Raw genomic sequence first — 23,871 nt, 5'->3', positions numbered from 1 at the left:
CGTGGAGATCACCACCATCAACGGCGTGCCCGTGCTGCGTCACAGCGGGACACAGAGCCACACCGACGTCACCCTGACGTTCGCGGTCGGTTCGCGGGACGAGACCTTGCGCACCATCGGTGTCGCGCACGCCCTCGAGCATCTGGTGATGCACGCCGTCCGCGACGTCCCGATCGAGATGAACGCCGAGGTCGACCTGATGACGACCACGTTCGTCGCGTCGGGCTCGGCGGCCCGGGTGGGCGAGTTCCTGAACCGGTTGTGCCGCGTGCTCGCGGACCCTCCGGTGGAGCGCCTCACGCTGGAAGCCGGCGTCCTGGCCGCCGAGGAGGGCAGCGTCGCGCATCCGGTGACGGCGCTGTTGATGTTCGTGCGGTACGGCGCGACCGGACCCGGCCTCGCCTGGCTGGAAGGTCCCGGGTACGACGGCCTGACGCCGGAGCACGTGACGTCGTTCGCACGCCGGTGGTTCGTCGCGTCCAACGCCGTACTTCAGGTGTCCGGTCCGCTGCCCGAGGACCTCGAGTTGGGGCTGCCGGCCGGTCTCGCCGCGGACCGGGTCCTGCGGCCCGGGCGGACGTTCGACGGTCCGGCCGTGGTCGGGTTCGGAATCCCGGCGGCCGGTGTGCTGCTCACGCTGCCGCCGGACGACGACGTACGGCTGTCCACCCTGGCGATCGGCGTGCTCCGGCAGCGAGTCGAGGAACAGTGCCGGCACGTCGGCGGGCACAGCTACGACGTCGACGCGGACCTGCTCGCGGGACCGGGCGGAAGCAGCGACTGGGTCGTGTACGCCGATGCCCGCGACGGCAGCGAGAAGGCGGTGTCGACGGCGATCGTCGAGGCGCTCATCGACCTCGCCGGGAACGGGCCGACGGCAACGGAGCTCGGGTATGCGGTCGCCCGCGCGGAGGAACGGATCGCCGCCGACGAACCCGAGCTGCGCCGGGCGTTCACGAACCTGCTGGGTGAGATGTTCGGCGAGCCCGAGCTCAAGCCCGTCGAGCTGGACCGGCTGGCCGCGGTACAGCCCGCGGACATCGCCGCCGTACTGAAGGCTGCGCTGCCGACCGCGATCGGGTACGCCGACGAGGACGCACTGGACCCGTGGCAGCAAGCGGGATTCACACGTCAGTCAATCTGCCCTGTGGTCGCCGAACTGCCGTCGGGGCGGACATTCCGGCCGTCGCTCGCGGCGCGTGCGTTTCTCAAGGAGGCGCGGGCGATGACGTGGGTGCGCACCGACGATGCATTGGTACTGCGGGACGAGGACGGGGTGCACGCGGTCCGGTGGGACGAGATCGCCGGTGTCCTGCGCGGCGACGACGACAGCCCGACGATCGTCTTCGGGCTGAACGGCTGCTCGATCCCGGTGGACACCGACATGTTCCGCGGCGCCGGTGACCTGCTCGCCGAGCTGGGGGACCGCGTCCCGGCCGATCTCTGGTTCGACGAGACCAAGCTCGGCCCGGCTGACCACCAGCGCTAGGCGGTCAGTCCGGTCTTGGTGTCCAGTTGCTGGAGGAGGTCGTGGGCGGCCAGTTCCACGGACTTGTGGCGCCACTCGGCCGCTCGGTAGACGCAGGCGATCAGCGCAGTGCGGTGGATCCGGCGGAAATCGCCCAGCACGAAGGCATAGCGGGCCTTGGTCTCGTCGCCGGCGCCCTCGGTCAGTCCGAGGTGCCAAGAGGCGTACTCGGCCCAGCTGTGCTTGTCCAGGAACGCGTTCTGGTCGTCCGCCCGGGGCTGCACCTCACCCCAGTCGCTGTCCAGCACGTACTGACGTGCCTCGATCAGCTTGCGTGCGTTCTCGACCGCTTCGGCATTGACCTCGTAACTGGCCATGCAGCCAGTGTCACGGATGTGCGCTCGCGCGCCAACGACCCGGGCCGGGGTGGAACGGGGTCCGCGCGTTGCGCCAGTAGGTCGCCCAGGTGCTGGAGCGCTCCGGTTCGGGAGCAGGCGCCGGCGCGGAGCGGGCGGCGACGACCGCGATCAGCGCGGCGAGCTCTTCAGGGGTTGGGTCGCCCTTGACGACCTGGAGGATCGGCTCGGTCATAGTGGAATGTTCCCATGCTTCTTGGGCGGCAGCGTGTCGCGCTTGGTGCGGAGCAGACGCAGGCCGCGGACGATCTCGGCGCGGGTCTCGCTCGGCTTGACGACGGCGTCGACGTAACCGCGCTCGGCGGCGACGTAGGGATTGGCGAGGTGGTCCTCGTACTCGGTGATCAGCTGCTGCCGGCGCGACTCCGGGTCCTCGGCGCCGGCCAGCTCGCGGCGGTAGAGGATGTTCACCGCGCCCTGTGCGCCCATCACCGCGATCTGCGCGGTCGGCCAGGCGAGGTTGATGTCCGCGCCCAGGTGCTTCGAACCCATCACGTCGTACGCGCCGCCGTAGGCCTTGCGGGTGATCACGGTGATCATCGGCACGGTCGCCTCGGCGTAGGCGTAGATCAGCTTGGCGCCGCGGCGGATGATCCCGTTCCACTCCTGGTCGGTGCCGGGCAGGAAGCCCGGTACGTCGACAAAGGTCAGGATCGGCACGTTGAACGCGTCGCAGGTGCGGACGAACCGGGCCGCCTTCTCGGACGCGTCGATGTCCAGGGTGCCGGCGAACTGCATCGGCTGGTTCGCGACCACGCCGACCGGGCGGCCCTCGACCCGGCCGAAGCCGACGATGATGTTCGGCGCGAACAGCGTCTGCACCTCGAGGAACTCGCCGTCGTCGATCACCGCCTCGATCGCGGTGTGCATGTCGTACGGCTGGTTCGGCGAGTCCGGGATCAGCGTGTCCAGGGCCAGGTCGGTCTCGGTCAGCTCCAGGTCGGCCGGGGCGTCGTACACCGGCGGGTCCTCGAGGTTGTTCTGCGGGAGGTGACCGACCAGCGCCTTCACCCACTCGATCGCGTCCTCCTCGTCGCTGCCGAGGTAGTGCGCGTTGCCGGACTTGGTGTTGTGCGTCCGGGCGCCGCCGAGCTCCTCCTGGGTGACGTCCTCGCCGGTGACGGTCTTGATCACGTCCGGGCCGGTGATGAACATGTACGACGATTCGTCCACCATCACGGTGAAGTCGGTGACCGCGGGGGAGTAGACCGCGCCGCCGGCACACGGGCCCATGATCAGTGAGATCTGCGGGATCACGCCCGAGGCACGGACGTTGCGGCGGAAGATCTCGCCGTACAAGCCGAGGCTGACCACGCCCTCCTGGATCCGCGCGCCGCCGGAGTCGTTGATGCCGATCAGCGGGCAGCCGATCTTGGTGGCCAGGTCCATCACCTTGACGATCTTCTCGCCGAAGACCTCGCCCAGGCTGCCGCCGAAGACGGTGAAGTCCTGCGCGAACACGCAGACCTGGCGGCCGTCGATGGTGCCGAACCCGGTCACCACGCCGTCGCCGTACGGGCGGTTGCCGTCCAGGCCGAAGCTCGTCGAGCGGTGTCTGGCGAACTCGTCCAGCTCGGAGAAGGAGCCCTCGTCCAGCAGCAGGGCGATCCGCTCCCGGGCGGTCTTCTTCCCGCGGGCGTGCTGCTTCTCCACCGCGCGCTCCGACCCGGCGTGGACGGCCTCGTCGAGCCGGTTCTCGAGGTCCGCGATCTTCCCGGCGGTGGTGTGGATGTTCACGGTCTCTCCCATAAGCGGGCAGCCTAACTGTCCGGTAGCCGTTCGCGGGCTGTGACGTCCACCGCAACGGTCCCGCTGAACCGGGTCACCGGTAGGTTTCCGGCGTGGCGGACGCGAATGTCGTGAACCTCATCCGCAGTATCAACCACCTCGTGGTCGAGGACACCGACGGCCGGTCCATGGCCTCCGGCAACCAGTTGCCCTGCGCACACCCGAGCAGAAGATCCACGGGCTCGGTCGGTGAGGTCAGGCTGGGCCGACGGCGAAGATCTTGGTGAGGCGGGCGGCCAGGGCCAGGTCGCCGCGGACCGAGAGGCGCTGTTTGAGGACCGCGAGGACCGGGTCCTCGTTGCCGGTGACGACGCGGAGCAGGGTGGCGGGGTCGGTGCGGATGGAGATGTCCGCGGCCTCCGGCTGATCGGCGAGCAGCGTGCAGCGGCCGTCGCGGATCCGGATCCACAGCTCGTCCACGTCGTCCGGCCGACCGTCCCCGCCCGCCCCCGTGATCTGCCAGGCGACCACAGCGTCGAACCCGGCTGCACGGGCGGGTCGGAGGTACTCCGGCATCCGGCGAAAGATCTCGCGCAACGCGACCTCTCGCACACCCCCGATGAGCCGATGCCGAAGCTCCCGCTCCGAGGTCCGGTCGACCAACCGGGCCAGCTCACTCGCGTCCAGGCTGGTGAGACCTTCGGACTCGAGCCAGCCGGCACTGCCTCGCTCGGCCATCGCGACCACCCCCGGGCAGTTCCTACCAGACCGTAGGAATTTCCTACGATCTGGTAGGTTTGTCAAGTGGTCGGGGACTCCGAAAAACGCCGCCGGGCGGCGCATCTCGGTCCGGAGCGCCGGCGCCCGATGATCCTGGACGCCGCCCTCGAGGTGTTCTCCGCGAACGGCTACGCCGGGACGACGATGCAGTCGGTGGCGGACGCGGCCGGCGTCACCAAACCCGTCGTCTACGACAGCTTCGCGAACCGCGACGAGCTGCTGCTGGCCCTGCTCGCCAGGGAAGAGCAGCATCTGGTCGCCTCGATCGTCTCCGCGCTCCCCGCCGACCCGAGCGTGGGCACCCCCGAGGAGCACGTCCTCGAGGGCCTGACCGTCTTCCTCACCACCGCGGCGAAGAACCCGCAGTCCTGGCGGATCGTCTTCGGAGCCCAGTACGGCGCCGCGCCCGCGGTGGCCGAGCGCGTCCGGGCCGCCCGTGCCTTCCTGGTCGAGGGCCTGCGGCTGACCCTGCTGCAGTCCCTGCCCGGCGTCACCGACCCGGATGCGAACCTGCCGGTCCTTGCCGAGCTGCTCGCCTCGATGACCGAGGCCTGCGCCCGGATGCTCGTCGTGGACGGCACGGAGCGCACCCCGGTGGAGCTGGCCAAGGTCGTCTCGCAGGTCGTCGGCGGCGGCTTCGGCAACGTCTGATCGCCGTACTGGGAAGTAGCTGAGCGGACGGTCACGATCGGGCTTCCAGCTGGCGGACTCTGCGGCGATGTCGGGTCCGCCCCGATAGGGTGGGCGAACGTGACCGAGACCGGTAGTGAGACCCGTACCCGCGCGCGGTTCGAGGTGCCCGAAGAACTTCGGGCCGACGTCCGCCTGCTCGGCGAGCTTCTCGGCAAGGTGCTGGTCGAGTACGCCGGACAACCGCTGCTCGACGACGTCGAGAAGCTCCGGGAGCTGACCATCGCCGGCGACGGCGCGGCGGCCGAGCAGCTCGTCGCCTCCTGGCCGCACGAGCGGGCCGAGGACGTCGCGCGCGCGTTCACCTGCTACTTCCACCTGACCAACCTCAGTGAGGAACTGCACCGCGCCCGGGTGCTGCGCGCGCGAGACCGGTCGGGCGACGCGCCTGCCGTGTCGGAGCTGGCCCAGGCGGTCGAGCAGATCGCCGCCGACAGCGGCGAGCAGCAGGCCCGCGCGCTGCTCAACGGGCTCGAGTTCCGCCCGGTGCTGACCGCGCACCCGACCGAGGCCCGGCGCCGCGCCGTCCTGGCGACGATCCGGCGCATCTCGTCGCTGCTGGACGAGCGCGGCGACCCGCGGACCGGCGACAGCGAGCTGGCGGAGAACCGCCGACGCCTGATCGAGCAGGTCGACATCCTCTGGCGTACGTCGCAGCTGCGCACCAGCCGGCCGTCGCCGCTGGACGAGGTCCGGTCCGCGATGGCCGTGTTCGAGGAGACGCTCTTCGATGTCGTCGCCAACGTCTACCGGCGGCTGGACGACGCGCTGGCCGGCGACGCCGCCGGGGTGAAGCAGCCCGTGGTGGCGCCGTTCGTCCGGCTCGGCTCGTGGATCGGCGGCGACCGCGACGGCAACCCGAACGTCACCGCCGCGATCACCCGCGAGGCCATGCAGATCCAGGCCGACCACGTCCTGCGGGCTCTCGAACAGGCCACGGAAGTCCTCGGCCGGGCGCTCACCCTGGACGCGGCGACCACCCCGCCGTCGGCACCGGTCCGCCGCATCCTGGAGGACGCGCGGGCGGTCAACCCGGAGCTGATCGCAGACATCGAGGCCCGTTCGCCCGCTGAGCCGCACCGGCAGCTCCTGCTCCTCGCCGCGCGCCGGCTGGCCGCGACCAGGGCTCGCGACGCGGACTTCGGCTATCCGCGGGCTTCCGACTTCCTGCACGAGCTCAAGGTGCTCCAGGACTCCCTGGTGAACGCAGGTGCACTACGCCAGGCGTACGGCGAGCTCCAGCAGCTCATCTGGCAGGTGAACTCGTTCGGCTTCCACCTGGCCGAGCTGGAGGTCCGTCAGCACTCCTCGGTCCACACGAAGGCCCTCGAAGAGGTGCTGGGCGGCGGCGAGCTGTCCGACCAGACCGAAGAGGTGCTGGCGACGCTGCGGGTGATCGGTCAGATCCAGCAGCGCTTCGGCCCCGAGGCCTGCCGTCGGTACGTCGTTTCGTTCACACGCAACGCCGGTGACCTCGCAGCCGTCTACGAGTTGGCGGATGCCGCACTGGACGGGCGCCCGATCGAGCTGGACGTCGTACCGCTGTTCGAAACCGGTGACGACCTGCAGAACTCGGTGGAGGTGCTGGACAACGCGATCCAGCTCACCCGGGTCCGGCACCGGCTCACCGCCAACGACCGGCGCTTCGAGGTCATGCTCGGGTACTCCGACTCCGCCAAGGACGTCGGTCCCGTGTCGGCGACGCTGGCCCTGTACGACGCCCAGGCGCGGATCACCGCGTGGGCACAGCGCAATGCGATCCGGCTGACCCTGTTCCACGGTCGGGGTGGCGCCCTGGGTCGTGGCGGTGGCCCGGCGAACCGCGCCGTACTGGCTCAGGCTCCTGGGTCGGTGGCCGGGCGGTTCAAGCTCACCGAGCAGGGTGAGGCGATCCCGGCGCGCTATGGCAACGCGGCGATCGCGCAGCGGCACATCGAGCAGGTGACCGCGGCGACCTTGCTGGCGTCCACGCCGGCTGTCGAGGAGAGGGCTGCCGCGGCGGCCGATCGGTTCTCCGTGGTGGAGAAGACCCTCGACGAGGCCGCGCGGACGACGTACCACCGGTTGGTGAAGGCGGATGGCTTCGCGGAGTGGTTCGGCCGGGTGACTCCGCTGGAGGAGCTCGGTCAGCTGCCGCTCGGGTCGCGGCCCGCCCGGCGTGGGGTGGCGGTGTCGTCGCTGGAGGACCTGCGCGCGATCCCGTGGGTGTTCGCCTGGTCGCAGGCCCGCGTGAACGCACCCGGCTGGTACGGCCTCGGCTCGGCGCTCGCGGCTGTCGGGGATGTCGCCGTACTGCGGGACGCCAACCAGAACTGGCCGCTGTTCCAGGTGATGCTGGAGAACGCGGAGATGTCGCTGGCCAAGACCGACCGGCGCATCCTGGGCCGTTATCTGGAACTGGGCGACCGACCGGACCTGTCGCAGCTGATGCTCGACGAGCACGCGCTCACCACGGAGTGGGTGCTCAAGGTGCTCGACCAGGACCGGCTGCTGGCCGGCCGGCGCGTGCTGGGCCGCGCGGTCGAGCTGCGGAACCCGTACGTCGACGCCCTCAGCTACCTGCAGTTGCGGGCGCTGCGGACGCTGCGCACCGATGACTCCGTGGACGAGGAGCAGATCGTCCGCCAGCGGCGGCTGCTGTTGCTGACCGTCTCGGGTGTCGCCGCCGGCCTGCAGAACACCGGCTGATGTTCAGCGACTTGGACCGGCCGCCACTCGACGCACGGTTCCTGCGAGGGCGGCTGGTACGTCCCGGCTCGCTGTGGACGCAGATCGACGTACTCGCGGAGACGCCGTCGACCAATGCGGTCGTGGCGGCTGCGGCGGCCGAAGGCGCGGCCGAGGGGTTGGTGGTGGCTGCGGAGTTGCAGTCGTCCGGTCGCGGGCGGCTGGGGCGTACGTGGACCACTCCCGCGCGCTCTGCCCTGCTGATGTCTGTGTTGCTGCGTCCGACTGCTGTGACTGCGGCCCGGTGGCCGTGGCTGGGTCTCCTGGTCCCGTTGGCGGTGGCGGCCGCCGTACGGCAGGTCGGGGAGATCCCGGCGCTGGTGAAGTGGCCGAACGACGTACTGGTCGAGGACCGGAAGCTGGCGGGCATTCTGCTCGAGCGCGTGGAAGGTCCGGCCGCTGTGGTCGGCATCGGGCTCAACGTGACCCTGCGCGAGGCCGAGAAGCCACATCCCGCGGCGACCTCGCTGGCACTCGAGAAGGCGGCCACGACCGATCGAGCCACTGTGCTGAGCGCCGTACTGCGGGAGCTCGCCACGCGCTACCTCACGTGGGTCGAGGCGGACGGTGACCCGGCCACGATCCTCCCGGAGTACCGCGAGCTGTCCGCCACGCTGGGCCGGGCCGTTCGCGTGGAGCTGCCCGACGGCACCTTCCTCGAAGGCACTGCCCGCGACCTGGCCGACGACGGCCGGCTGATCGTCGACACTGCCGACGGTCCGCGCCCGTTGGCGGCGGGCGACGTGACCCACCTACGCGCGTCCTGACGCCGCACCGACCGTCCGTCCGTGGTCAGGGCGGTGTTCGACGACGATTCGGTTGCCGGCCCGGACCGAGCCGACGGACAGCACTTTGAGGTAGGCCCCGACCCGGCCCGTCGCCACGAACCGATGGTGGAACTTCGGGATGCCCATCCGGGCCGCCAGATTGCTGCACGGCGTGCGCGGGCTCCGGACCTCGACCAGGATGCCGGTCTTCGGTCCGCCGATCCGCCAGCGTTCGCCGATCAGGGCGTTGGTGATGTCCAGGCCGCGGGTGGTCAGGTTCTCGCCGAACAGGCCGGGTGTGATTTCGCGGTCCAGCTCGGTCGACCACCAGGCGGAGTCCTCCTCGGCGTACGCGTAGAGCGCTTTGTCCGGTCCGCCGTGGTACCGGGTGTCGCACTGCCGGTCGCCGGTCAGGCCGAGCTCGTCGACGGCGACCAGGCCGCTCACCGGGCGCTTGTCGATCGCGGTCCAGCGGGTCGGTCCGCGGATGAGTTCGTGGACGACGTTGACCGTCACCAACCGGGCGGGCATCAGGTTGTCCGGGTGATCCAGCGGATGGGGTCGCCGCTGTCGAGGTCGTCGCAGCCGGCGTCGTGCAGGGCACCGGCGACGAGAGTACGCCGGTATGACGCGAACGTGATGACATGCGCGATCATCGCGCCGGCGGTGTAGACCTCGACCGCTTCGCCGGGGCAGACGATGAGTTCGTCGAGACGGTTCTGGGCGCAGAGCTCACCGACCTCGGCCGCGAACGCCGGGCCGACCTCGTCGAGCCGTCGCCGCATGCTCTGGACGCTTTCGCCTTGCTCTACAGAGAAGTCGTACTCCTGCCCGGCGAGCGCCGCGTGCCACATCCCCAGCTGACCGATCAGGCGGGACAGCAGCGAGCGCAGGGTCGGGTCGGCGTCGATGCCCTCGACGGAGATCTCGATCCGGGTGTCCAGTTGGTCGTCGGTCAGCGTCGACGCCTGGTCGCACATCTGGCCGAGCAGCCAGACGTGATGGTCGACCATCGTGCGGAGAAGATCCATGGAGGTCACCTTGTCCCTGGCCGGCACCCGCAGGCCGTTCGGTGGGTGGAAGTGGATGCCACTCGGCGCGTCGATCCGGATCCGGTCCGGGTGACCCCGCCAGGCTGCCGGCGCCACGCCGTACGCCCGGCTGAAGGCGCGCGTGAACGCCTCGTGGGATCCGTAGCCGGCCTCGACCGCGACGTCGAGGATGTGGCCCGGCGCGGTCAGCAGCCGGTACGCCGACCGCTCCAGCAGGATCCGGCGCCGGAACGCGCCCGGTCGCTCGCCCGCCGCCGCCGTCACCACCCGGTCGAGCTGCGACCGGGACAGCTGGACCCGGGCGGCCAGATCGGTCCCGGTCGCCTCGTGATCGTCCAGCGCATCGGCCAGTACGTCGACGAAGGCGGCGAACACGTCAGTCATGGGGCCTCCCGGCCTGGACTGAGGAGCGCAGGGAGCGCAGCGACTGGAGCGACGAGGGAAGGCCGGGAGCCGAGGCCCCATGACCCGCCGGCGCCGAAGGCCCGGCCAAAAGCACAGTCATAGGACTATCGTGCCGCCGCCAGGCTCGCCGTACTTGATCGTTTTCGCCTAACTGGTGAAGATCTTCGCCGCGGGGATCAGGGTTTCGATGACGCCGTACCCGAGGAGGACGGCGACGAGGAGCCAGGAGATCACCAGGCGTACGGACTGACTCATTGCGCGGCCTCCAGCGTGGACTCGGACTTCTCGTGGAACCGGTCGGACACCTGACGGATCAGCAGGTTGGCGACGAGGCCGATGGCCAGGACGCCGACCATCGTGAACAGCGCGGGCCGGTACGCCGCGGCCGTCAACGTGCCGGGCTTGCCCTCCTTGTCCAGGAAGCCGTTCACGATCAGCGGCCCGGCGATACCCGCCGCCGACCACGCGGTCAGCAGCCGGCCGTGGATCGCGCCCACCTGGAAGCCGCCGAACAGATCCCGCAGGTACGCCGGAACCGTCGCGAACCCACCGCCGTAGAACGAGATGATCACCGCGGCCAGCAGCACGAAGATCGCGGTGTTGTTGTGCCCGACCGTGGCGAGCAGGAAGTAGGCGATGATGCCGAGGCCCAGATAGATCGTGTACATGGGCTTGCGGCCGATCACGTCCGACGTGCTGGACCAGCCGAACCGGCCGGCCATGTTGAAGATCGACAGCAGGCCGACGAACCCGGCCGCCGCCGCGACCGCGACGGTGGACTTGCCGTCCGCGCCGCGGAAGAAGTCCTGGATCATCGGGCTAGCCTGCTCGAGGATGCCGATCCCGGCGGTGACGTTGCAGAACAGGACCACCCACAGCAGCCAGAACTGCGGGGTCTTGATCGCGTTCGCGGCCGAGACATTGGCCGTGGTCACCAGTGGCTTCTGCTTGACCGTCGCCGGATCGAACCCCTCCGGCGCCCAGCCCTCGGCGGGCACCCGGATGTTGAACACCCCGAACATCATGATCGCGAAGTAGACGATGCCGAGCGTGAGGAACAGCCCGACCAGGGCACCGCCGCCGGCCACCGAGGAGCTGACGTCCGGGTCGTAGGCGGAGTCGTACTGGCTCAGCAGTTGGCGGGACAACGGGCTGGCGACCAGCGCGCCGCCACCGAAGCCCATGATCGCCAGGCCGGTGGCCAGGCCCGGGCGGTCCGGGAACCACTTGATCAGCGTGGACACCGGCGAGATGTATCCGATCCCGAGTCCGATGCCGCCGATCACGCCGTACCCGAGGTAGACCAGCCAGAGCTGGCCGGTGCCGATGCCGAGCGCACCGACCAGGAAGCCGGTGGCCCAGAAGCAGGCGGCCACGAACATCGCCTTGCGCGGGCCGTTGCGTTCGACCCAGGTGCCCCCGAGCGCGGCGGACATCCCCAGCATCACGATCGCGATGCTGAAGATCACCCCGATCGCGGTCTGGCTGCTGTCGAAGTGCTTCACCAGCGACGTCTTGTACACACTGGTCGCGTACGCCTGCCCGATGCAGAGGTGGACCGCCAGCGCGGCCGGCGGGATCAGCCAGCGGCTGTATCCCGGCGGGGCGACGGTGTGCTCCCGATCGAGTACCGACAAGATGCCCATCACGGCTCCTTCTCTTGTCCCCCAGTTGGTAACCCCTCGCGCATCTTGGCTCACTGTATGCATTTTGTGAAGGCTTCAACCATCGTGTCGCGGGGGGACAACCGAACCCGGGAACTGTGACACTGGGGGCATGGCGATCTCGGCGAAGTTGTTGGGTGAGGACGAGTACGTCGTCGTCAGCACCCGGACGCACTGGAAGGCGCTGATCTTCCCGGTCTTCCTGCTGCTGCTGGTGGCGGGGCTGGGCGGTTTCCTGGCCGCGATCGTGCCGTCCGGATCCCTGCAGACGCCGGGCCGGATCGCGATTCTCGCGGTCGGCGTGGTGATCCTCGCGGCCTTTGCGCTGAAGCCGTTCCTGAACTGGTTCTTCTCGACGTACACGGTGACCAACCGCCGGCTGATCACCCGGCACGGCATCCTCACCCGGACCGGGCGGGACATCCCGCTGATGCGGATCAACGACGTGTCCTACGAGCACGGCCTGATCGACCGGATCCTCGGCTGCGGCACCCTGCACATCGAGTCCGCCGGCGAGCGTGGCCAGGTCGTCCTGCCCGACGTACCGCATGTCGAGCACGTTCACCTGCAGATGTCCGACCTGCTCTTCGGCGGTCCGGAGGGCCGGCCCGGCGACGGCATCCTCGCCGACGAGGAGCCGCCGGACCACATGCGCCGTCGCGCCGAGCCGAAGGAACAGCAACAGCCTCGCCCGGACGACGGCCAGACGCTCTTCAGCTCCGACGACAACGACCGCTAGGACTCCTCGGCGGACCAGCGGTCGAGGAGGTCGGGGAGGCGGCCGAGGACGTCGCGGGCGGTCTCGTAGGCGTCGGTGCCCAACTCCTCGGTGAGCCGCTCCTCGAGCTCGATCAGGTGCCGGTAACCGTCGCTCGCGACGGACGCGCCGTGATCGGTGAAGGTGACGACCTTGGCGCGGCGGTCGTCGGGGTCGGTGCGCATCTCGAGGACATCCAGGGCGACCAGGTCCCGGATCACCTCACCCATCGACTGCCGGGTCATGCCGGCCCGGGCGGCCATGTCCGCGGCCCGGGCGCCGCCCTCGGTCAGCGTCCCGAACACCGAGTTGTGGGCCGGCTTGACCTCCGGGTGCCCGCGGAGGTGGGCGGTCCGGACCATGTCGGCCTGCAGGGCCCGGTTGGCCCGGTCGACCAGCGCGATCAGCGGCTTGCGGCCAAGTCGCGGCTGCTCAGCTCTTGACATCTTGTAAGGATACCTTCCAATATTTCGACAGGAAGCCTTACAGTATCAGGAGGGGACGATGGACCCCAAGGAGCTACGCGACGCCGTTGCGGGCCAGTTCGCCCGCGGCCGTCGCCGGACCGTCCGGGTCGCCGTCGAGCAGGAGTTCGTCGTCAGCGACGCCGCGAGCGGCAACCCCGTACCGATCGAGCGGGTACGACGAGCGGCGGCGACGTCGGCGCCGTACCTGAGCTTCGAGCCCGGCGGTCAGCTCGAGCTGAGCCTGCCGTGTGGGCCGGACCCGGCCCGCCTGCTCTGCGATGTCACGCGGGACCTCGAACGTCACCTGGCGACGACCGGCATCCGGATCGACCCGATCCCGGTCGATCCGCGCCGGCAGGTGCCGTTGCAGCTGACGAGTCCGCGGTACGTCGCCATGCAGCGCCACTTCGACACGATCGGGCCGGCCGGGCGGCGGATGATGCGGCGTACCGCGTCGACCCAGGTGTGCCTCGACTGGTGGCCCGGGCGCGCGGGGCTGGAGCAGTGGCGGGTCGTCAACCTCGCCGGGCCCTTTCTCGCCGCGGCGTTCGCGCGCAGCGCCGGGCCCGACGGCCGGCTGACCACCTGGCTCGACGTCGACCCGGCCCGGACCGGCTTCGACGACCGCGTGCTGCACCACGACGACCCCGTCACCGCGTACGCCGACTTCGCCGCCGGCGCCACGGTCTTCGTCGATGGTGGGCCGGCCGAGCACCTGACCACGCTGTTCCCTCCGGTGCGGCCGCGGGGGACGTACCTCGAGGTCCGCTTCCTCGACGCGCAGGAGCCGGCAGCCGTCGGCCGCGCGATCACCGCGCTCGCCGGTCTCCTGTACGACGACGATCGCCGCCGGCGCGTCCTGGCCGCACTGGAACCGCAGCGGCGCCGCCTCGCCGCGCACTGGCACGCGGCCGCCGCCGGCGATCTCGACGGGTTGGAGGCAGCAGCATGAACAGCGTCCTGTTCGTCACCGACCCGCTGGCCGGGCTGCACGCCGACATCGACGCGACCATCGGCCTGATGAGCGCCAGCCAGGACCTGGGCCTGGACGTGTGGTGCTGCGGACCCGAGGAACTCGCCGTGGTCGACGGGCGGCTGCGGGCGCGTGCCCACAAGATCCGGCTCCGGCCGCGCCGGCCCGCGGGCGGCGACCACCGGTGGCTCGTCGACGCGGCCTGGTGGGACGAGCTCGACCTCGCCACGGTCGAGGTCGCCGGGTTCGATGTGGTGCACCTGCGGATCGACCCGCCCGTCGGTGAGCGTTACCTACACACGACGTACCTGCTCGACCTGGCCGGCACCCGGGTGGTCAATCGTCCGGACGGGATCCGGGCGGTCCACGAGAAGCTCGTGGCACTGCGGTTCCCCGAGCTGTGCCCACCGACGTACGTCGGTGCCTCGATCGCCGGCCTGCGTGACTTCGTCGCGTCGGTCGGTACGGCGGTCGTGAAGCCTGTCGACGGGTTCGCCGGACTCGACGTGTGGCTGGTGCGCGACGACCACACCGCGGTAGCCCTGCTGGAGTCGGCCACGCACGGTGGTCGCCGGCAGGTGATCGCCCAGGAGTACCTGCCGACCGTTGCGCATGGCAACAAACGGCTGTTCCTCGTCGACGGCGAGATCGCCGGTGCGGTGCTGCGCCGGCCCGCCGCCGACGATTTCCGGATCGGGCCGCCGGTCGCGCCGGCCGCGATCGACGACGCCGACCGCGCGATCGTCGCCGCCCTCGGTCCGCTGCTGCGCCGCCACGGTCTGTCCATCGCCGGTGCGGACGTCATCGGCGGCCGCTTGATCGAGGTCAACGTGACCTGCCCGGGCGGCATGCACAAGACCGACGCCCTGCTCGGCACCCGGCTGAGCGAAACCATCGTCCGCCGGCTCATCGAACCGGCTCAGCTCCCGGAAGGAGCACTCGCATGAGCGAGCGTAGCGAGTTCATCATCAAGCACTGCGTATCTCGTGTCTCATCCGCGCCCGGAGCGAAGCGAGGACGTGGATGAGCACTGTCACGATCGTCTGCATCGCCTTGATGGGCATTCTGCTGTTCGTCCTCGGCGCCAACGTCTCCCGGCAGCGCGCGATCCGCGGCGCCGGCAATCAGGCGCCGACCGATCCGACCGACCGGCTGCTGATCGCGATCCGCGCGCACGGCAACGCGGCCGAGTACATCCCGACGATGATCGTCCTGCTGCTGGTGTGTTCGGCGCTCTCAGACAGTTGGCTGGTCGACGTCCTGGCCGTGGCTTCGCTGGTCGTCCGCACCACGCACGCCGTCGGGATGCTCTCGGCGAAGACCCTCGCGGCCCATGGCCCGCTGCGCGACGTCGGCGCCTTAGGCACCTACCTCACCGGCATCGCCCTCGGTGTCACTGCGATCGTGACGATCTGAGCCGTGGTCAGAAGATCTCGAGGCTGAGTGGGGAGATCGGCCAGGTGAAGGCTGTCGTGGCGGTGGTCAGGGCGCCTGGGGTGTGCTCGGTGACGCGGCCGGTGGCGGCGAATTCGGCGAGCGGGCGGCCGCCGAGGTAGGCCGCGCCGAGTTCGGTCACGGCGAGACTCAGGTCGGCGGGATCCTCGGTGCGTTCACAGCGCACCTCGGCGCCGTCGGCGGTCAGGCGGAAGCGTCCGGCGTTCGCCGGGATCAGGTCGTCGGTCAGGTCGAACACGAGGTCCACGGCGACGGCGTACCGACGCTGTTCGAGGGCTCGGACGACGTCCGTCACCCGGAGCCAGAGGGACTCGTTCACTCGCCGGTTGAGCGCGGTCGGGGTGGTCACGAGTTGCTGGATCGGCTCGTCGATGGCGGCGTACCCGAATCCGAGGGTGGCGGCCAGGTCCAGCGTCAGCAGGTGGTGCCACAGCGCGCTGTACGCTGCCGGGGCGATCGCGACCAGTTCTTCGAGCAGCACCTCGTTGGCCGGACCGGTAGCGGTCCAGTTCATCTTGCCGCGCCACAGCGCGTACCCGTCCACGGCGCCGGTCTCGTCACGGTGGACGAGGATCTGGCGGGCGGTCCGGCCGTCGCGATCGTCCTTCTTGTCCTCGAGGTGCTTCTGCCATTCGAGCTCCGAGCGACCGGAGACGCCCGGTCGTCGTTCCTGCATGCTCCGCAGGAGTGGCGCGAGCTCCTTCACCGCGGCGTCGGCGGCCAGCTCGCTCACCTCGCCCGGACGGAGCCTGACGTCAGGCGGCCCGACCCGGTGCAAGTCGATCTCGTACGACGTTCCCCACGCGGCAGCGCCGTACCCGAATCGTCCGTAGATGCCGGGCTCGCTGGCCCAGAGCGCCGCGATCGCCTCCGGCACCTCGCGCAACTGCCGGGTGATCAACTCGGACATGACACCGCGCCGCCGATGAGTCGCCCGTACGCCGACCCCGGTCACGTGCGCCGCAGGCACCACCGCACCGGGCACGGACAGATCGCGTGTCACCGCCCGCGTGGTGCCGATGATCTCCGGGCCGTCGGTCGCCACCAGCGCCCGGTCGGGTTCGAACAATCTCCGGCGCAGGTCATCGGGCGACGGGTCGAACATCATCGCCCCGCCGAACAGGGCACTTACCTCTTCGTAGTCCTCGGCCACAGCCGGACGAACGGCGAACTCGGTCACGCCCGCATCTTCACACGTCCAGTTGGCATAACCAACGTCCTCCACCGAGCATCTGGTCAGTTAGACACAAGGGACGGTGCACGATGAGGAACCTCCTCGGAACGACAACAGCAGCTCTGCTCGTGGCGGCCGGCCTGGGCCCCGCCACGCCGAGCGCCGTGGCATCGCCGAGCGCGGCGTCGGCGGGGGGCTGCCCGGTAGCGGTGGGGTCCGTGACGGCCGGGGGCGACCACAAGGAGCAGGGCGCGTTCGCGGCAACGCCGCCCACGGCCTCGGCCGGCCTCATCCTGGGGCGCGGTGTGTACCCCGATGGAGCAGTTCGGATCAGCTCGTCGATGTCGCGGGGCGATGACGGGATCAGCATCGTCTTCGTGTCGGGCTACAGCGTCCTGGGGGATGCGCTGTATCTCGCCAACTACTCGGCCGGGGACGACGGCGTCATCGACGGTGGGGTGACGCGGATCGGTGGCGGCTGGGGGACCTTCGTCGCCCTCGACGAGACCGCGTACGCCGACACGGTGGTCCGGCGGGTCAACACGTACGGACTCCGCAACGACGGCACGCTGTTCCGCTGGACCGTCGACAGCAACGGTGTCTGGCGGAACAAGGTGTCGGCCACCGGCTTCGCCGCCGTGAAGTCGATGACGCTGATCAGCACCACCAGGACCTACGACACGTTCCTGGCGAACACCCGGGGTGGTGCGCTGTACACGATCCACATCCCGGCCACCGCGCCGATGAAGCCGATTGTGAAGCAGGTCCGGAGTAAGACCTGGCAGGGCTTCGAAACGTTGCTCGCGCAGAAGTGTGGCCAGTACGGCACCCTGCTGCTCGGCATCGACCGGGACACCCACACCGGCTACCTGTACGCCGTCGGCCATGCCACCGGCGCGACCACGGTCATCCAGTCACTCGGCAAGGTCCCGAGCACCTTCTCCGACCCGGTCTACTTCCACTGGTCGGACGGCAACGCCGGCAGCACGCCGCCGTTCGGAGAGTGACGAGCGCAGTTAGCGGACTGCGGGGAGGTCGCCGGTGTTCTCGTCGTCCAGCGCGGCGGGGGACTCGGGGACCGGGGTGTGCTCGGCCTCGTCGAGGGCGATCTCCTCGCGGAAGACGAACTTGCGGTAGGACCAGAACCGGAACAAGGTGCCGAGTCCCAGGCCGATGAAGTTCGCGGCGATGTTGTCGGACAGCCAGCTGTGCAGGTCGAGCACGTACCGGGAGAAGGCCAGGCAGCCGGCCGCGATCAGCAGGCCGATGCCGTTCAGCACGAAGAAGAGCACGTACTCGCGGCGCAGTCCGCTGCGCTCACGGTGCCGCCAGGTCCAGTACCGGTTCCCGAAATAGGTCACGACGGTCGCCACCGTCGTCGAGATCAGCTTCGCGGTCAGCGGCTTGTTGTGCAGCATGCCCTCGCCGGAGTCGGCGAGCACCAGCGGGTTGCTGAAGACCAGCCAGTTGTAGATCGGCAGATCGACGACCAGACCGAGCAGACCGACAAGACCGAACTTGGCCACTTCCTGCGCCAGATGCTCGACCTGGCGATACATCGTGGTGACGAGTTTCAACGGTCTCTGTAACCTTCTGTGATCACACCGCAACGGGGAGGGCAGCTCCCCACGGTACCTGCCGACCGGGCCGACCCTGAAATCCGCCGCGCGTGCCAGGAGTGTCACGGTGGCCGCCGTACGCGCGGTGTTGTATGGACATTAGGCTCCAGGCTGTGAAGTTCGAACGAAACGACCTCCCCGTCGGTACGCCGGTCGTCGGCATGGTCGGCGGCGGTCAGCTGGCCCGGATGACGCAGGAGACCGCCGTCGCGCTCGGCATCCAGCTCCGCGTGCTGGCCGAGGGCCCGACGGTGTCGGCCGCCCAGGCGGTCGCGGACGCGCCCGTCGGCGACTACAGGGACCTGGAGACGGTACGGCGGTTCGCCGCGGAGTGTGATGTGGTCACGTTCGACCACGAGCACGTCCCGACCGACCTGCTGCACGCGCTCGAGGCGGATGGCATCAAGGTCCACCCCGGCCCCGACGCGCTGGTGCACGCCCAGGACAAGGCGGTGATGCGGCGCCGGCTCGACACCTTCGACGCGCCGTCGCCGGCTCACCAGGTGGTCGAGACACAAGCGGACGTCGTGGACTTCGCCAAGCGGGTCGGCGGGTTCCCGATCATCCTCAAGACCACCCGCGGCGGGTACGACGGCAAGGGTGTGTGGTTCGTGGACGGTCCGGACGACGACGCGATCGCGGTCGCGTTCGGCAGCGGCGTACTTATCCTGGCCGAGGAGAAGGTCGACTTCGTCCGCGAACTGTCCGCGATCGTCGCGCGCTCGCCGCACGGCCAGGCGGTCGCGTACCCGATCGTCGAGTCGGTCCAGAAGGACGGCATCTGCGTCGAGGTCACCGCGCCCGCGCCCGGTCTGGCGCCGGAGAAGGCCGCGCAGGCCCAGCAGACGGCGCTGAAGATCGCCGGTGAGCTCGGTGTCGTCGGCATCCTCGCGGTCGAGATGTTCGAGGCCCGCGACGGCCGCCTGCTGGTCAACGAGCTCGCGATGCGCCCGCACAACACCGGTCACTGGTCGATCGAGGGCGCGATCACGTCCCAGTTCGAGAACCACCTGCGGGCCGTGCTGGATCTGCCACTCGGATCGCCAGCCGCGCGAGCGCCGTACACCGTGATGGTCAACGTGCTCGGCGGCGACGTCGAGGACATGCACCGCGGGCTGTTGCACTGCCTGGCCCGCGACCCCGGGCTGAAGGTCCACTTCTACGGGAAGTCGGTGAAGCCGGGCCGCAAGATCGGCCACGTCACGGCGTACGGCGACGACCTCGAGGAGACCCGTGAACGCGCCCGGCACGCGGCGGCCTATCTGACCGGCACCATCGACGAATAGGGACGATCAATGACTGTTGGCATCGTGATGGGGTCGGACTCGGACTGGCCGACGATGAAGGCCGCGGCCGAGGTGTGTGACGAATTCGACGTGCCCTTTGAGGCAGACGTCATCTCGGCGCACCGGATGCCGGTGGAGATGATCGACTACGGACGGTCAGCACACGAGCGGGGACTGAAGGTGCTGATCGCGGGCGCCGGCGGGGCCGCGCACCTGCCCGGCATGCTCGCGTCGGTGACTCCGTTGCCGGTGATCGGCGTACCCGTGCCGCTCAAGTACCTGGACGGGATGGACTCGCTGCTGTCGATCGTGCAGATGCCGGCAGGGGTCCCGGTGGCGACGGTGTCGATCGGCAACGCGCGCAACGCCGGCCTGCTCGCGGTCCGGATCCTGGCCGCGTCCGACGCGAAGCTGCGGGACCGGATGATCGCCTTCCAGGAGTCCCTGGCCGACCTGGCCCGGGCGAAGGGCAGCACAGTGCGTGACGGCGCGGCAGAGCTGCGTAAAGGCTAGTCTTGTAACTGGTTTTCCACAGCCGGGGGCGGGTAGTCATGAGATCCCATCCGTTGTCGTCTAAGGTCGTCGATCGTGACTCCGCCCACTGAACCGGACACGCAGCGCATCCCGGTCCGTTACTGGATCTGGCTGTTCGGTGCTGCCGTGTCTCTTCTGGGCGACCTGACGATGACGTTCGCCATCGGATGGTCGGCCAGCCAGCACGGCGGCCGCGTCGCCGGTCTGATCCTGCTTCTCGCCGCCGCACCCCGTGCCGCCCTGCTCCTGGTCGGCGGCGCGGTCGGCGACCGCTTCGGCGCACCCCGCGTCCTGCTGGTCAGCTGTACGGCGATGTTCCTGGTGACCGCGGCTCTCGTCCCGGCCTCGCTGGCCGTGGGCGAGCCGGTCTGGCTGCTGGTCGTGCTGGCCCTCGTCGTCGGCGTGATCGACGCGTTCTTCCTGCCGTCGTCGCGCTCCATGCCGCGCCTGCTCGTCCCACCGGAGCAGGTCCCGCGCGCACTGGCCAGCTTCCAGGTCACCGGCGTCGTCTTCGCCGTCACCGGCACCGCCGTCGGCGGCGTCCTGGTCAGTTGGGCCGGCCTCAAGGCCGCCGCCGCCTTCGACTCCCTCACCTTCGGCGCCATGATCATCGTCCTGATCCTGCTGCGCGGAACGATCGCCCCACCCGGTCGGATGCCGTCCGGCATGCTCCGGTCGATCGCAGCCGGCATCAGGGTCGCTTTCGGGCGCCCGCTCACCCGCGCGCTGCTGATCACGATGACGGTGGCGGCCGGGTTGCTGATACCGCTGGACGCATTGCTGTTCCCGCTGCTCGCCCGGTCGCACGGCTGGAACGCGGCGACCGCGGGTCTGCTCGTCGCGAGCCGGAGCCTGGGCGTCGGAGTGATCGCGGTGCGCATCCTCATGCGCGGCGCGTTTCCACGGCCGGGTGTGTTCGCCGCCATCGGCCTGCTGGTGGCCGCCGCGGGCCTGCTGGGTCTGTCCGTACTCGAGCCGTTGCCGCTGGTCTTCGCGGCCGGCGTGCTCAGCGGAATCGGCGTCGGCACGTTCACCGGTCACGTGCTGCCGCTCTTGATGAACTCCGTCGAGCGTGAGTACCAGTCCCGGCTGCAATCCGTCGTGGTGCTGTGTCAGAGCCTCGCGCTCGTGGTGATGAACCCGGTGCTCGGCAGCCTCGCGGATCTGAGCGGGGTGGGCATCACCGGTGTCTGCCTCGGCATTTCCGTGGCGGCCGCGCTCACCGGTCTCGTCGTACTGAGCCGCCCCGTCCTCCGCAACGCCACCGTCACCTAGGGCTTGCCGGGGGCTCGGTAGGTCCAGCCGGCGGCGCGCCATCGGGCTGCGTTGAGGAGGAGGCGGGCGTCGATGACGACGGGGTGTTCGACCACGCCGCGGAGGGCGGCGGGGTCGAGCTCGCGGAACTCGGGCCACTCGGTGAGGTGGAGGACGGCGTGTGCGCCTTCGCAGGCCTCGGTGGCGGATGCGGCGTAGCGCAGCGTCGGGCGAACCTTGCGGGCGTTCTCCATCGCCTCCGGGTCGTAGACGGTGACGTTCGCGCCGTGCAGCTGGATCCGGCCGGCCACGTCGAGGGCGGGCGAGTCGCGGACGTCGTCCGTACCGGCCTTGAACGCGGCGCCGAGGACGGTGACGTTCTTGCCGACCCACTCGCCGCCGAGCACCTCGTGGGTGACGTCGACGATCCGGGCCCGGCGGTGCTGGTTGATGTCGTCGACCTCACGCAGCAGCGTGATCACCTCTTCGACGCCGAGCTCACCGGCCCGGTGCATGAACGCGCGCAGGTCCTTCGGCAGGCAGCCGCCGCCGTACCCGGGGCCGGCGTTCAGCATGCCGCGGCCGATCCGCTTGTCGTACCCGAGCGCGTCGGCGAGTTGGGTGACATCCGCGCCGGCCGCGTCGGCCAGCTCGGCGAGCGCGTTGATGAAGGAGATCTTCGTGGCCAGGAAGGCGTTCGCGCCGCCCTTCACCAGCTCCGCGGTCGGCCGGTTACAGACGACCACCGGCGAACCCTCGGCGATCGGGGTGGCGAAGACCTCACGCAGCCGGGCCTCCGCGGTCGCCGACTCCACGCCGAACACGAGCCGGTCCGGGTGCAGCGTGTCGTCCACGCCGTGCGCCTCGCGCAGGAACTCAGGCTGCCAGGCGAGCTCGACCGCCGTACCCGCCGGCGCCTCGGTGTGGAAACGCTGCTCGATGTGCTTCGCCGTACCGACCGGGACCGTCGACCGGCCCACCACCAGCGTCGGCCGGGTCAGCAGGGGCGCGAGCATGTCGACGACCGAGTTGACCTGGGTCAGGTCGGCCGCCTCGCTGCCCTCGAGTTGCGGCGTGCCGACGCTGATGAAGTGCACGTCGGCCCAGTCCGCGATCTCGCGGTAGTCCTTGGTGAACCGCAGCCGGCCGGAATCGACGTGCTTCTTCAGCAGCGGGTCCAGCCCGGGCTCGTACAGCGGGGCCTTGCCGTCGTTCAGCAGCTTCAGCCGGTGCTCGTCGATCTCGACCCCGACGACGTCGAAACCGAACTCGGCCATCCCCGCGGCGGTGTTCGCCCCGAGGTAGTTGGTACCGATCACGGCGATCCGCAGGGGGCGGGAGGTCGCTTCACTCATGTCCGGGACTCTACCCACCACGGTTATCACCCGGTGACCGGCTCATGTCCGAGGGCCCACCAGGGCGTGCGCTGTTGGTCACTTTCGGCGTCCGACGGCTGCCGAGCGGCGGCCCTGCGTCGTACAGTGCAACTCGTGAGTAACTCATTCGACCTGTACGCGCTGTCCGAGGAGCACCAGGCGATCCGGGACGCCGTCCGCGACGTCTGTGACGCCAAGGTCGCCCCGCACGCCGGTGACGTGGACGAACTCGCGGAGTTCCCGAAGGCGTCGTACGACGCCTTGAAGGCCTCGGACTTCCACGCGCCGCACATCCCGGAGCAGTACGGCGGTGCCGGGGCGGATGCGCTCGCGACTGTGATCGTGATCGAGGAGGTCGCCCGGGCGTGCGCCTCGACGTCGCTGATCCCCGCGGTGAACAAGCTCGGCTCACTGCCGCTGCTGCTGTCCGGGTCGGACGAGGTCAAGCAGCGCTACCTGCCGCCGGTCGCGGCGGGTGACTCGATGTTCTCGTACTGCCTGTCGGAGCCCGAGGCCGGCTCGGACGCCGTCTCGATGAAGACGCGGGCGGTGCTCGACGGCGACTCGTACGTCCTGAACGGCGTGAAGCGCTGGATCACCAACGCCGGTGTCAGCGACTTCTACACCGTGTTCGCGGTGACCGATCCGGCCGCGCGGTCGAAGGGGATCTCCGCCTTCGTGGTCGAGAAGTCCGACGACGGCGTGTCCTTCGGTGCGCCGGAGAAGAAGCTCGGCATCAAGGGTTCGCCGACCCGCGAGGTGTACTTCGACAACGTGCGGATCCCGGCGTCGCGGCTGATCGGGGACCCGGGCACCGGGTTCGGTACCGCGATGGCGACGCTCGACCACACCCGCGTGACGATCGCCGCGCAGGCGCTCGGGATCGCCCAGGGAGCGCTGGACTACGCGCTCGGGTACATGCAGGAGCGCAAGCAGTTCGGCAAGGCGATCGCGGAGTTCCAGGGCCTGCAGTTCATGCTGGCCGACATGGGCATGAAGATCGAGGCCGCCCGGCAGCTCACGTACGCCGCGGCCGCCCGCTCGGAGCGCGGTGACAAGGACCTGACCTACTTCGGCGCCGCCGCTAAGTGCTTCGCCTCCGACGTAGCGATGGCCGTCACCACCGACGCCGTCCAACTCCTCGGCGGCTACGGCTACACCCACGACTACCCGGTCGAACGCATGATGCGCGACGCCAAGATCACCCAAATCTACGAAGGCACCAACCAGGTCCAGCGCATCGTGATGGCGCGGCAGCTGTTGAAGGGACTTGCCTGAC

General features: G+C 69.8%; 25 protein-coding genes. 13 read left to right on the top strand and 12 right to left on the bottom strand.

From position 1 onward, the window contains the following. Position 1: 1 nt before the first annotated feature. Positions 2–1,489 carry a hypothetical protein gene (locus OG876_RS05865; RefSeq protein ID WP_328523734.1) on the top strand — a complete coding sequence of 496 codons (1,488 nt, stop codon included), beginning with the start codon at positions 2–4 and terminating at the stop codon, positions 1,487–1,489. Here OG876_RS05865 and OG876_RS05860 read toward each other — a convergent pair. The 4 genes from OG876_RS05860 to OG876_RS05845 all read right to left on the bottom strand — a co-directional run bounded on the left by OG876_RS05860 (position 1,486) and on the right by OG876_RS05845 (position 4,350). After that, positions 1,486–1,845: a hypothetical protein gene (locus OG876_RS05860; protein ID WP_328523733.1), complete on the bottom strand. Its 360-nt coding sequence runs from the start codon at positions 1,843–1,845 to the stop codon at positions 1,486–1,488. The genes OG876_RS05865 and OG876_RS05860 overlap by 4 nt on opposite strands. A gap of 10 nt (positions 1,846–1,855) precedes the next feature. Then, positions 1,856–2,059, bottom strand: a complete 204-nt coding sequence (locus OG876_RS05855) for an acyl-CoA carboxylase subunit epsilon (protein WP_328523732.1) — start codon at positions 2,057–2,059, stop codon at positions 1,856–1,858. Next, positions 2,056–3,633: an acyl-CoA carboxylase subunit beta gene (locus OG876_RS05850; protein WP_328523731.1), complete on the bottom strand. Its 1,578-nt coding sequence runs from the start codon at positions 3,631–3,633 to the stop codon at positions 2,056–2,058. Before OG876_RS05850 ends, OG876_RS05855 begins: the two co-directional genes overlap by 4 nt. A 234-nt stretch (positions 3,634–3,867) precedes the next feature. Further along, positions 3,868–4,350, bottom strand: a complete 483-nt coding sequence (locus tag OG876_RS05845; protein ID WP_328523730.1) for an SCP2 sterol-binding domain-containing protein — start codon at positions 4,348–4,350, stop codon at positions 3,868–3,870. Positions 4,351–4,416: 66 nt separating this feature from the next. Between OG876_RS05845 and OG876_RS05840 the strand changes: the two genes are divergently transcribed. The 3 genes from OG876_RS05840 to OG876_RS05830 all read left to right on the top strand — a co-directional run bounded on the left by OG876_RS05840 (position 4,417) and on the right by OG876_RS05830 (position 8,576). Beyond that, positions 4,417–5,043: a TetR/AcrR family transcriptional regulator gene (locus OG876_RS05840; protein ID WP_328523729.1), complete on the top strand. Its 627-nt coding sequence runs from the start codon at positions 4,417–4,419 to the stop codon at positions 5,041–5,043. A gap of 99 nt (positions 5,044–5,142) precedes the next feature. Then, positions 5,143–7,770 carry a phosphoenolpyruvate carboxylase gene (locus OG876_RS05835; protein WP_328523728.1) on the top strand — a complete coding sequence of 876 codons (2,628 nt, stop codon included), beginning with the start codon at positions 5,143–5,145 and terminating at the stop codon, positions 7,768–7,770. Next, positions 7,770–8,576, top strand: a complete 807-nt coding sequence (locus OG876_RS05830) for a biotin--[acetyl-CoA-carboxylase] ligase (RefSeq protein WP_328523727.1) — start codon at positions 7,770–7,772, stop codon at positions 8,574–8,576. The genes OG876_RS05835 and OG876_RS05830 overlap by 1 nt, the downstream gene beginning before the upstream one ends. On the opposite strand, the gene OG876_RS05825 is transcribed toward OG876_RS05830, so the two are convergent. The 4 genes from OG876_RS05825 to OG876_RS05815 all read right to left on the bottom strand — a co-directional run bounded on the left by OG876_RS05825 (position 8,562) and on the right by OG876_RS05815 (position 11,679). Further along, positions 8,562–9,107, bottom strand: coding sequence for an MOSC domain-containing protein (locus tag OG876_RS05825; protein WP_328523726.1), 546 nt, complete (start codon positions 9,105–9,107; stop codon positions 8,562–8,564). The genes OG876_RS05830 and OG876_RS05825 overlap by 15 nt on opposite strands. Continuing rightward, positions 9,107–10,012 carry a helix-turn-helix domain-containing protein gene (locus OG876_RS05820; RefSeq protein ID WP_328523725.1) on the bottom strand — a complete coding sequence of 302 codons (906 nt, stop codon included), beginning with the start codon at positions 10,010–10,012 and terminating at the stop codon, positions 9,107–9,109. Before OG876_RS05820 ends, OG876_RS05825 begins: the two co-directional genes overlap by 1 nt. A gap of 168 nt (positions 10,013–10,180) precedes the next feature. After that, the gene (locus OG876_RS43955) at positions 10,181–10,288 is read right to left on the bottom strand and encodes an MFS transporter small subunit (RefSeq protein ID WP_442914104.1); all 108 of its coding nucleotides are present in this window, start codon (positions 10,286–10,288) and stop codon (positions 10,181–10,183) included. After that, the gene (locus tag OG876_RS05815; RefSeq protein WP_328523724.1) at positions 10,285–11,679 is read right to left on the bottom strand and encodes an OFA family MFS transporter; all 1,395 of its coding nucleotides are present in this window, start codon (positions 11,677–11,679) and stop codon (positions 10,285–10,287) included. Before OG876_RS05815 ends, OG876_RS43955 begins: the two co-directional genes overlap by 4 nt. Positions 11,680–11,809: 130 nt before the next feature. Between OG876_RS05815 and OG876_RS05810 the strand changes: the two genes are divergently transcribed. Further along, on the top strand, positions 11,810–12,436 hold the full coding sequence (locus OG876_RS05810) for a PH domain-containing protein (RefSeq protein WP_328523723.1): 627 nt from the start codon (positions 11,810–11,812) through the stop codon (positions 12,434–12,436). Here OG876_RS05810 and OG876_RS05805 read toward each other — a convergent pair. Further along, positions 12,433–12,900, bottom strand: a complete 468-nt coding sequence (locus tag OG876_RS05805) for a hypothetical protein (RefSeq protein ID WP_328523722.1) — start codon at positions 12,898–12,900, stop codon at positions 12,433–12,435. The genes OG876_RS05810 and OG876_RS05805 overlap by 4 nt on opposite strands. A 58-nt stretch (positions 12,901–12,958) precedes the next feature. Between OG876_RS05805 and OG876_RS05800 the strand changes: the two genes are divergently transcribed. The 3 genes from OG876_RS05800 (at position 12,959) to OG876_RS05790 (ending at position 15,310) form a co-directional block, all read left to right on the top strand. After that, a complete protein-coding gene (locus OG876_RS05800) occupies positions 12,959–13,873 on the top strand; it encodes a glutamate-cysteine ligase family protein (protein WP_328523721.1) in 915 nt (304 codons plus the stop codon). Then, positions 13,870–14,841 (top strand): hypothetical protein, encoded by a 972-nt coding sequence (locus tag OG876_RS05795; RefSeq protein ID WP_328523720.1) that lies wholly within the window; start codon positions 13,870–13,872, stop codon positions 14,839–14,841. Before OG876_RS05800 ends, OG876_RS05795 begins: the two co-directional genes overlap by 4 nt. A 76-nt stretch (positions 14,842–14,917) precedes the next feature. Next, the gene (locus OG876_RS05790; protein WP_328523719.1) at positions 14,918–15,310 is read left to right on the top strand and encodes an MAPEG family protein; all 393 of its coding nucleotides are present in this window, start codon (positions 14,918–14,920) and stop codon (positions 15,308–15,310) included. Positions 15,311–15,317: 7 nt separating this feature from the next. On the opposite strand, the gene OG876_RS05785 is transcribed toward OG876_RS05790, so the two are convergent. Then, positions 15,318–16,529 (bottom strand): GNAT family N-acetyltransferase, encoded by a 1,212-nt coding sequence (locus OG876_RS05785; protein WP_328523718.1) that lies wholly within the window; start codon positions 16,527–16,529, stop codon positions 15,318–15,320. 212 nt (positions 16,530–16,741) lie between these two features. Here OG876_RS05785 and OG876_RS05780 point away from each other — a divergent pair, with 212 nt between their 5' ends. Continuing rightward, the gene (locus OG876_RS05780) at positions 16,742–17,530 is read left to right on the top strand and encodes a hypothetical protein (protein WP_328523717.1); all 789 of its coding nucleotides are present in this window, start codon (positions 16,742–16,744) and stop codon (positions 17,528–17,530) included. 9 nt (positions 17,531–17,539) lie between these two features. Here the strand turns inward: OG876_RS05780 and OG876_RS05775 are convergent, their stop codons facing one another. After that, complete coding sequence (locus OG876_RS05775) at positions 17,540–18,100, bottom strand: GtrA family protein (RefSeq protein ID WP_328523716.1); 561 nt, start codon at positions 18,098–18,100, stop codon at positions 17,540–17,542. A 155-nt stretch (positions 18,101–18,255) separates the two neighbouring features. Here OG876_RS05775 and OG876_RS05770 point away from each other — a divergent pair, with 155 nt between their 5' ends. From OG876_RS05770 to OG876_RS05760, 3 genes are all read left to right on the top strand, one after another. Beyond that, positions 18,256–19,428, top strand: a complete 1,173-nt coding sequence (locus OG876_RS05770) for a 5-(carboxyamino)imidazole ribonucleotide synthase (protein WP_328523715.1) — start codon at positions 18,256–18,258, stop codon at positions 19,426–19,428. 9 nt (positions 19,429–19,437) lie between these two features. Further along, a complete protein-coding gene (gene purE, locus OG876_RS05765; protein WP_328523714.1) occupies positions 19,438–19,941 on the top strand; it encodes a 5-(carboxyamino)imidazole ribonucleotide mutase in 504 nt (167 codons plus the stop codon). A gap of 75 nt (positions 19,942–20,016) precedes the next feature. Next, the gene (locus OG876_RS05760) at positions 20,017–21,237 is read left to right on the top strand and encodes an MFS transporter (protein ID WP_328523713.1); all 1,221 of its coding nucleotides are present in this window, start codon (positions 20,017–20,019) and stop codon (positions 21,235–21,237) included. Here OG876_RS05760 and OG876_RS05755 read toward each other — a convergent pair. Then, positions 21,234–22,571, bottom strand: coding sequence for a UDP-glucose dehydrogenase family protein (locus tag OG876_RS05755; RefSeq protein WP_328523712.1), 1,338 nt, complete (start codon positions 22,569–22,571; stop codon positions 21,234–21,236). The two genes, OG876_RS05760 and OG876_RS05755, sit on opposite strands and share 4 nt — an antisense overlap. Before the next feature lie 135 nt (positions 22,572–22,706). Between OG876_RS05755 and OG876_RS05750 the strand changes: the two genes are divergently transcribed. After that, a complete protein-coding gene (locus tag OG876_RS05750; protein WP_328523711.1) occupies positions 22,707–23,870 on the top strand; it encodes an acyl-CoA dehydrogenase family protein in 1,164 nt (387 codons plus the stop codon). Position 23,871 lies beyond the last annotated feature (1 nt).

Origin of the sequence: Kribbella sp. NBC_00359, from assembly GCF_036097425.1 — a bacterium.
Lineage (GTDB): Bacteria > Actinomycetota > Actinomycetes > Propionibacteriales > Kribbellaceae > Kribbella.
The sequence above is the reverse complement of the archived record's forward strand: the minus strand, read 5'-3'. Positions and strand labels throughout refer to the sequence as shown.

Coding starts and splice junctions, on each gene's coding strand:
- OG876_RS05820 (WP_328523725.1), bottom strand. CDS start 10,012: ATGACTGACGTGTTCGCCGCCTTCGTCGACGTACTGGCCGATGCGCTG.
- OG876_RS05845 (WP_328523730.1), bottom strand. CDS start 4,350: ATGGCCGAGCGAGGCAGTGCCGGCTGGCTCGAGTCCGAAGGTCTCACC.
- OG876_RS05815 (WP_328523724.1), bottom strand. CDS start 11,679: ATGGGCATCTTGTCGGTACTCGATCGGGAGCACACCGTCGCCCCGCCG.
- OG876_RS05790 (WP_328523719.1), top strand. CDS start 14,918: ATGAGCACTGTCACGATCGTCTGCATCGCCTTGATGGGCATTCTGCTG.
- OG876_RS05825 (WP_328523726.1), bottom strand. CDS start 9,107: ATGCCCGCCCGGTTGGTGACGGTCAACGTCGTCCACGAACTCATCCGC.
- OG876_RS05855 (WP_328523732.1), bottom strand. CDS start 2,059: ATGACCGAGCCGATCCTCCAGGTCGTCAAGGGCGACCCAACCCCTGAA.
- OG876_RS05830 (WP_328523727.1), top strand. CDS start 7,770: ATGTTCAGCGACTTGGACCGGCCGCCACTCGACGCACGGTTCCTGCGA.
- OG876_RS05755 (WP_328523712.1), bottom strand. CDS start 22,571: ATGAGTGAAGCGACCTCCCGCCCCCTGCGGATCGCCGTGATCGGTACC.
- OG876_RS05850 (WP_328523731.1), bottom strand. CDS start 3,633: ATGGGAGAGACCGTGAACATCCACACCACCGCCGGGAAGATCGCGGAC.
- OG876_RS05800 (WP_328523721.1), top strand. CDS start 12,959: ATGGACCCCAAGGAGCTACGCGACGCCGTTGCGGGCCAGTTCGCCCGC.
- OG876_RS43955 (WP_442914104.1), bottom strand. CDS start 10,288: ATGAGTCAGTCCGTACGCCTGGTGATCTCCTGGCTCCTCGTCGCCGTC.
- OG876_RS05805 (WP_328523722.1), bottom strand. CDS start 12,900: ATGTCAAGAGCTGAGCAGCCGCGACTTGGCCGCAAGCCGCTGATCGCG.
- purE (WP_328523714.1), top strand. CDS start 19,438: ATGACTGTTGGCATCGTGATGGGGTCGGACTCGGACTGGCCGACGATG.
- OG876_RS05810 (WP_328523723.1), top strand. CDS start 11,810: ATGGCGATCTCGGCGAAGTTGTTGGGTGAGGACGAGTACGTCGTCGTC.
- OG876_RS05795 (WP_328523720.1), top strand. CDS start 13,870: ATGAACAGCGTCCTGTTCGTCACCGACCCGCTGGCCGGGCTGCACGCC.
- OG876_RS05860 (WP_328523733.1), bottom strand. CDS start 1,845: ATGGCCAGTTACGAGGTCAATGCCGAAGCGGTCGAGAACGCACGCAAG.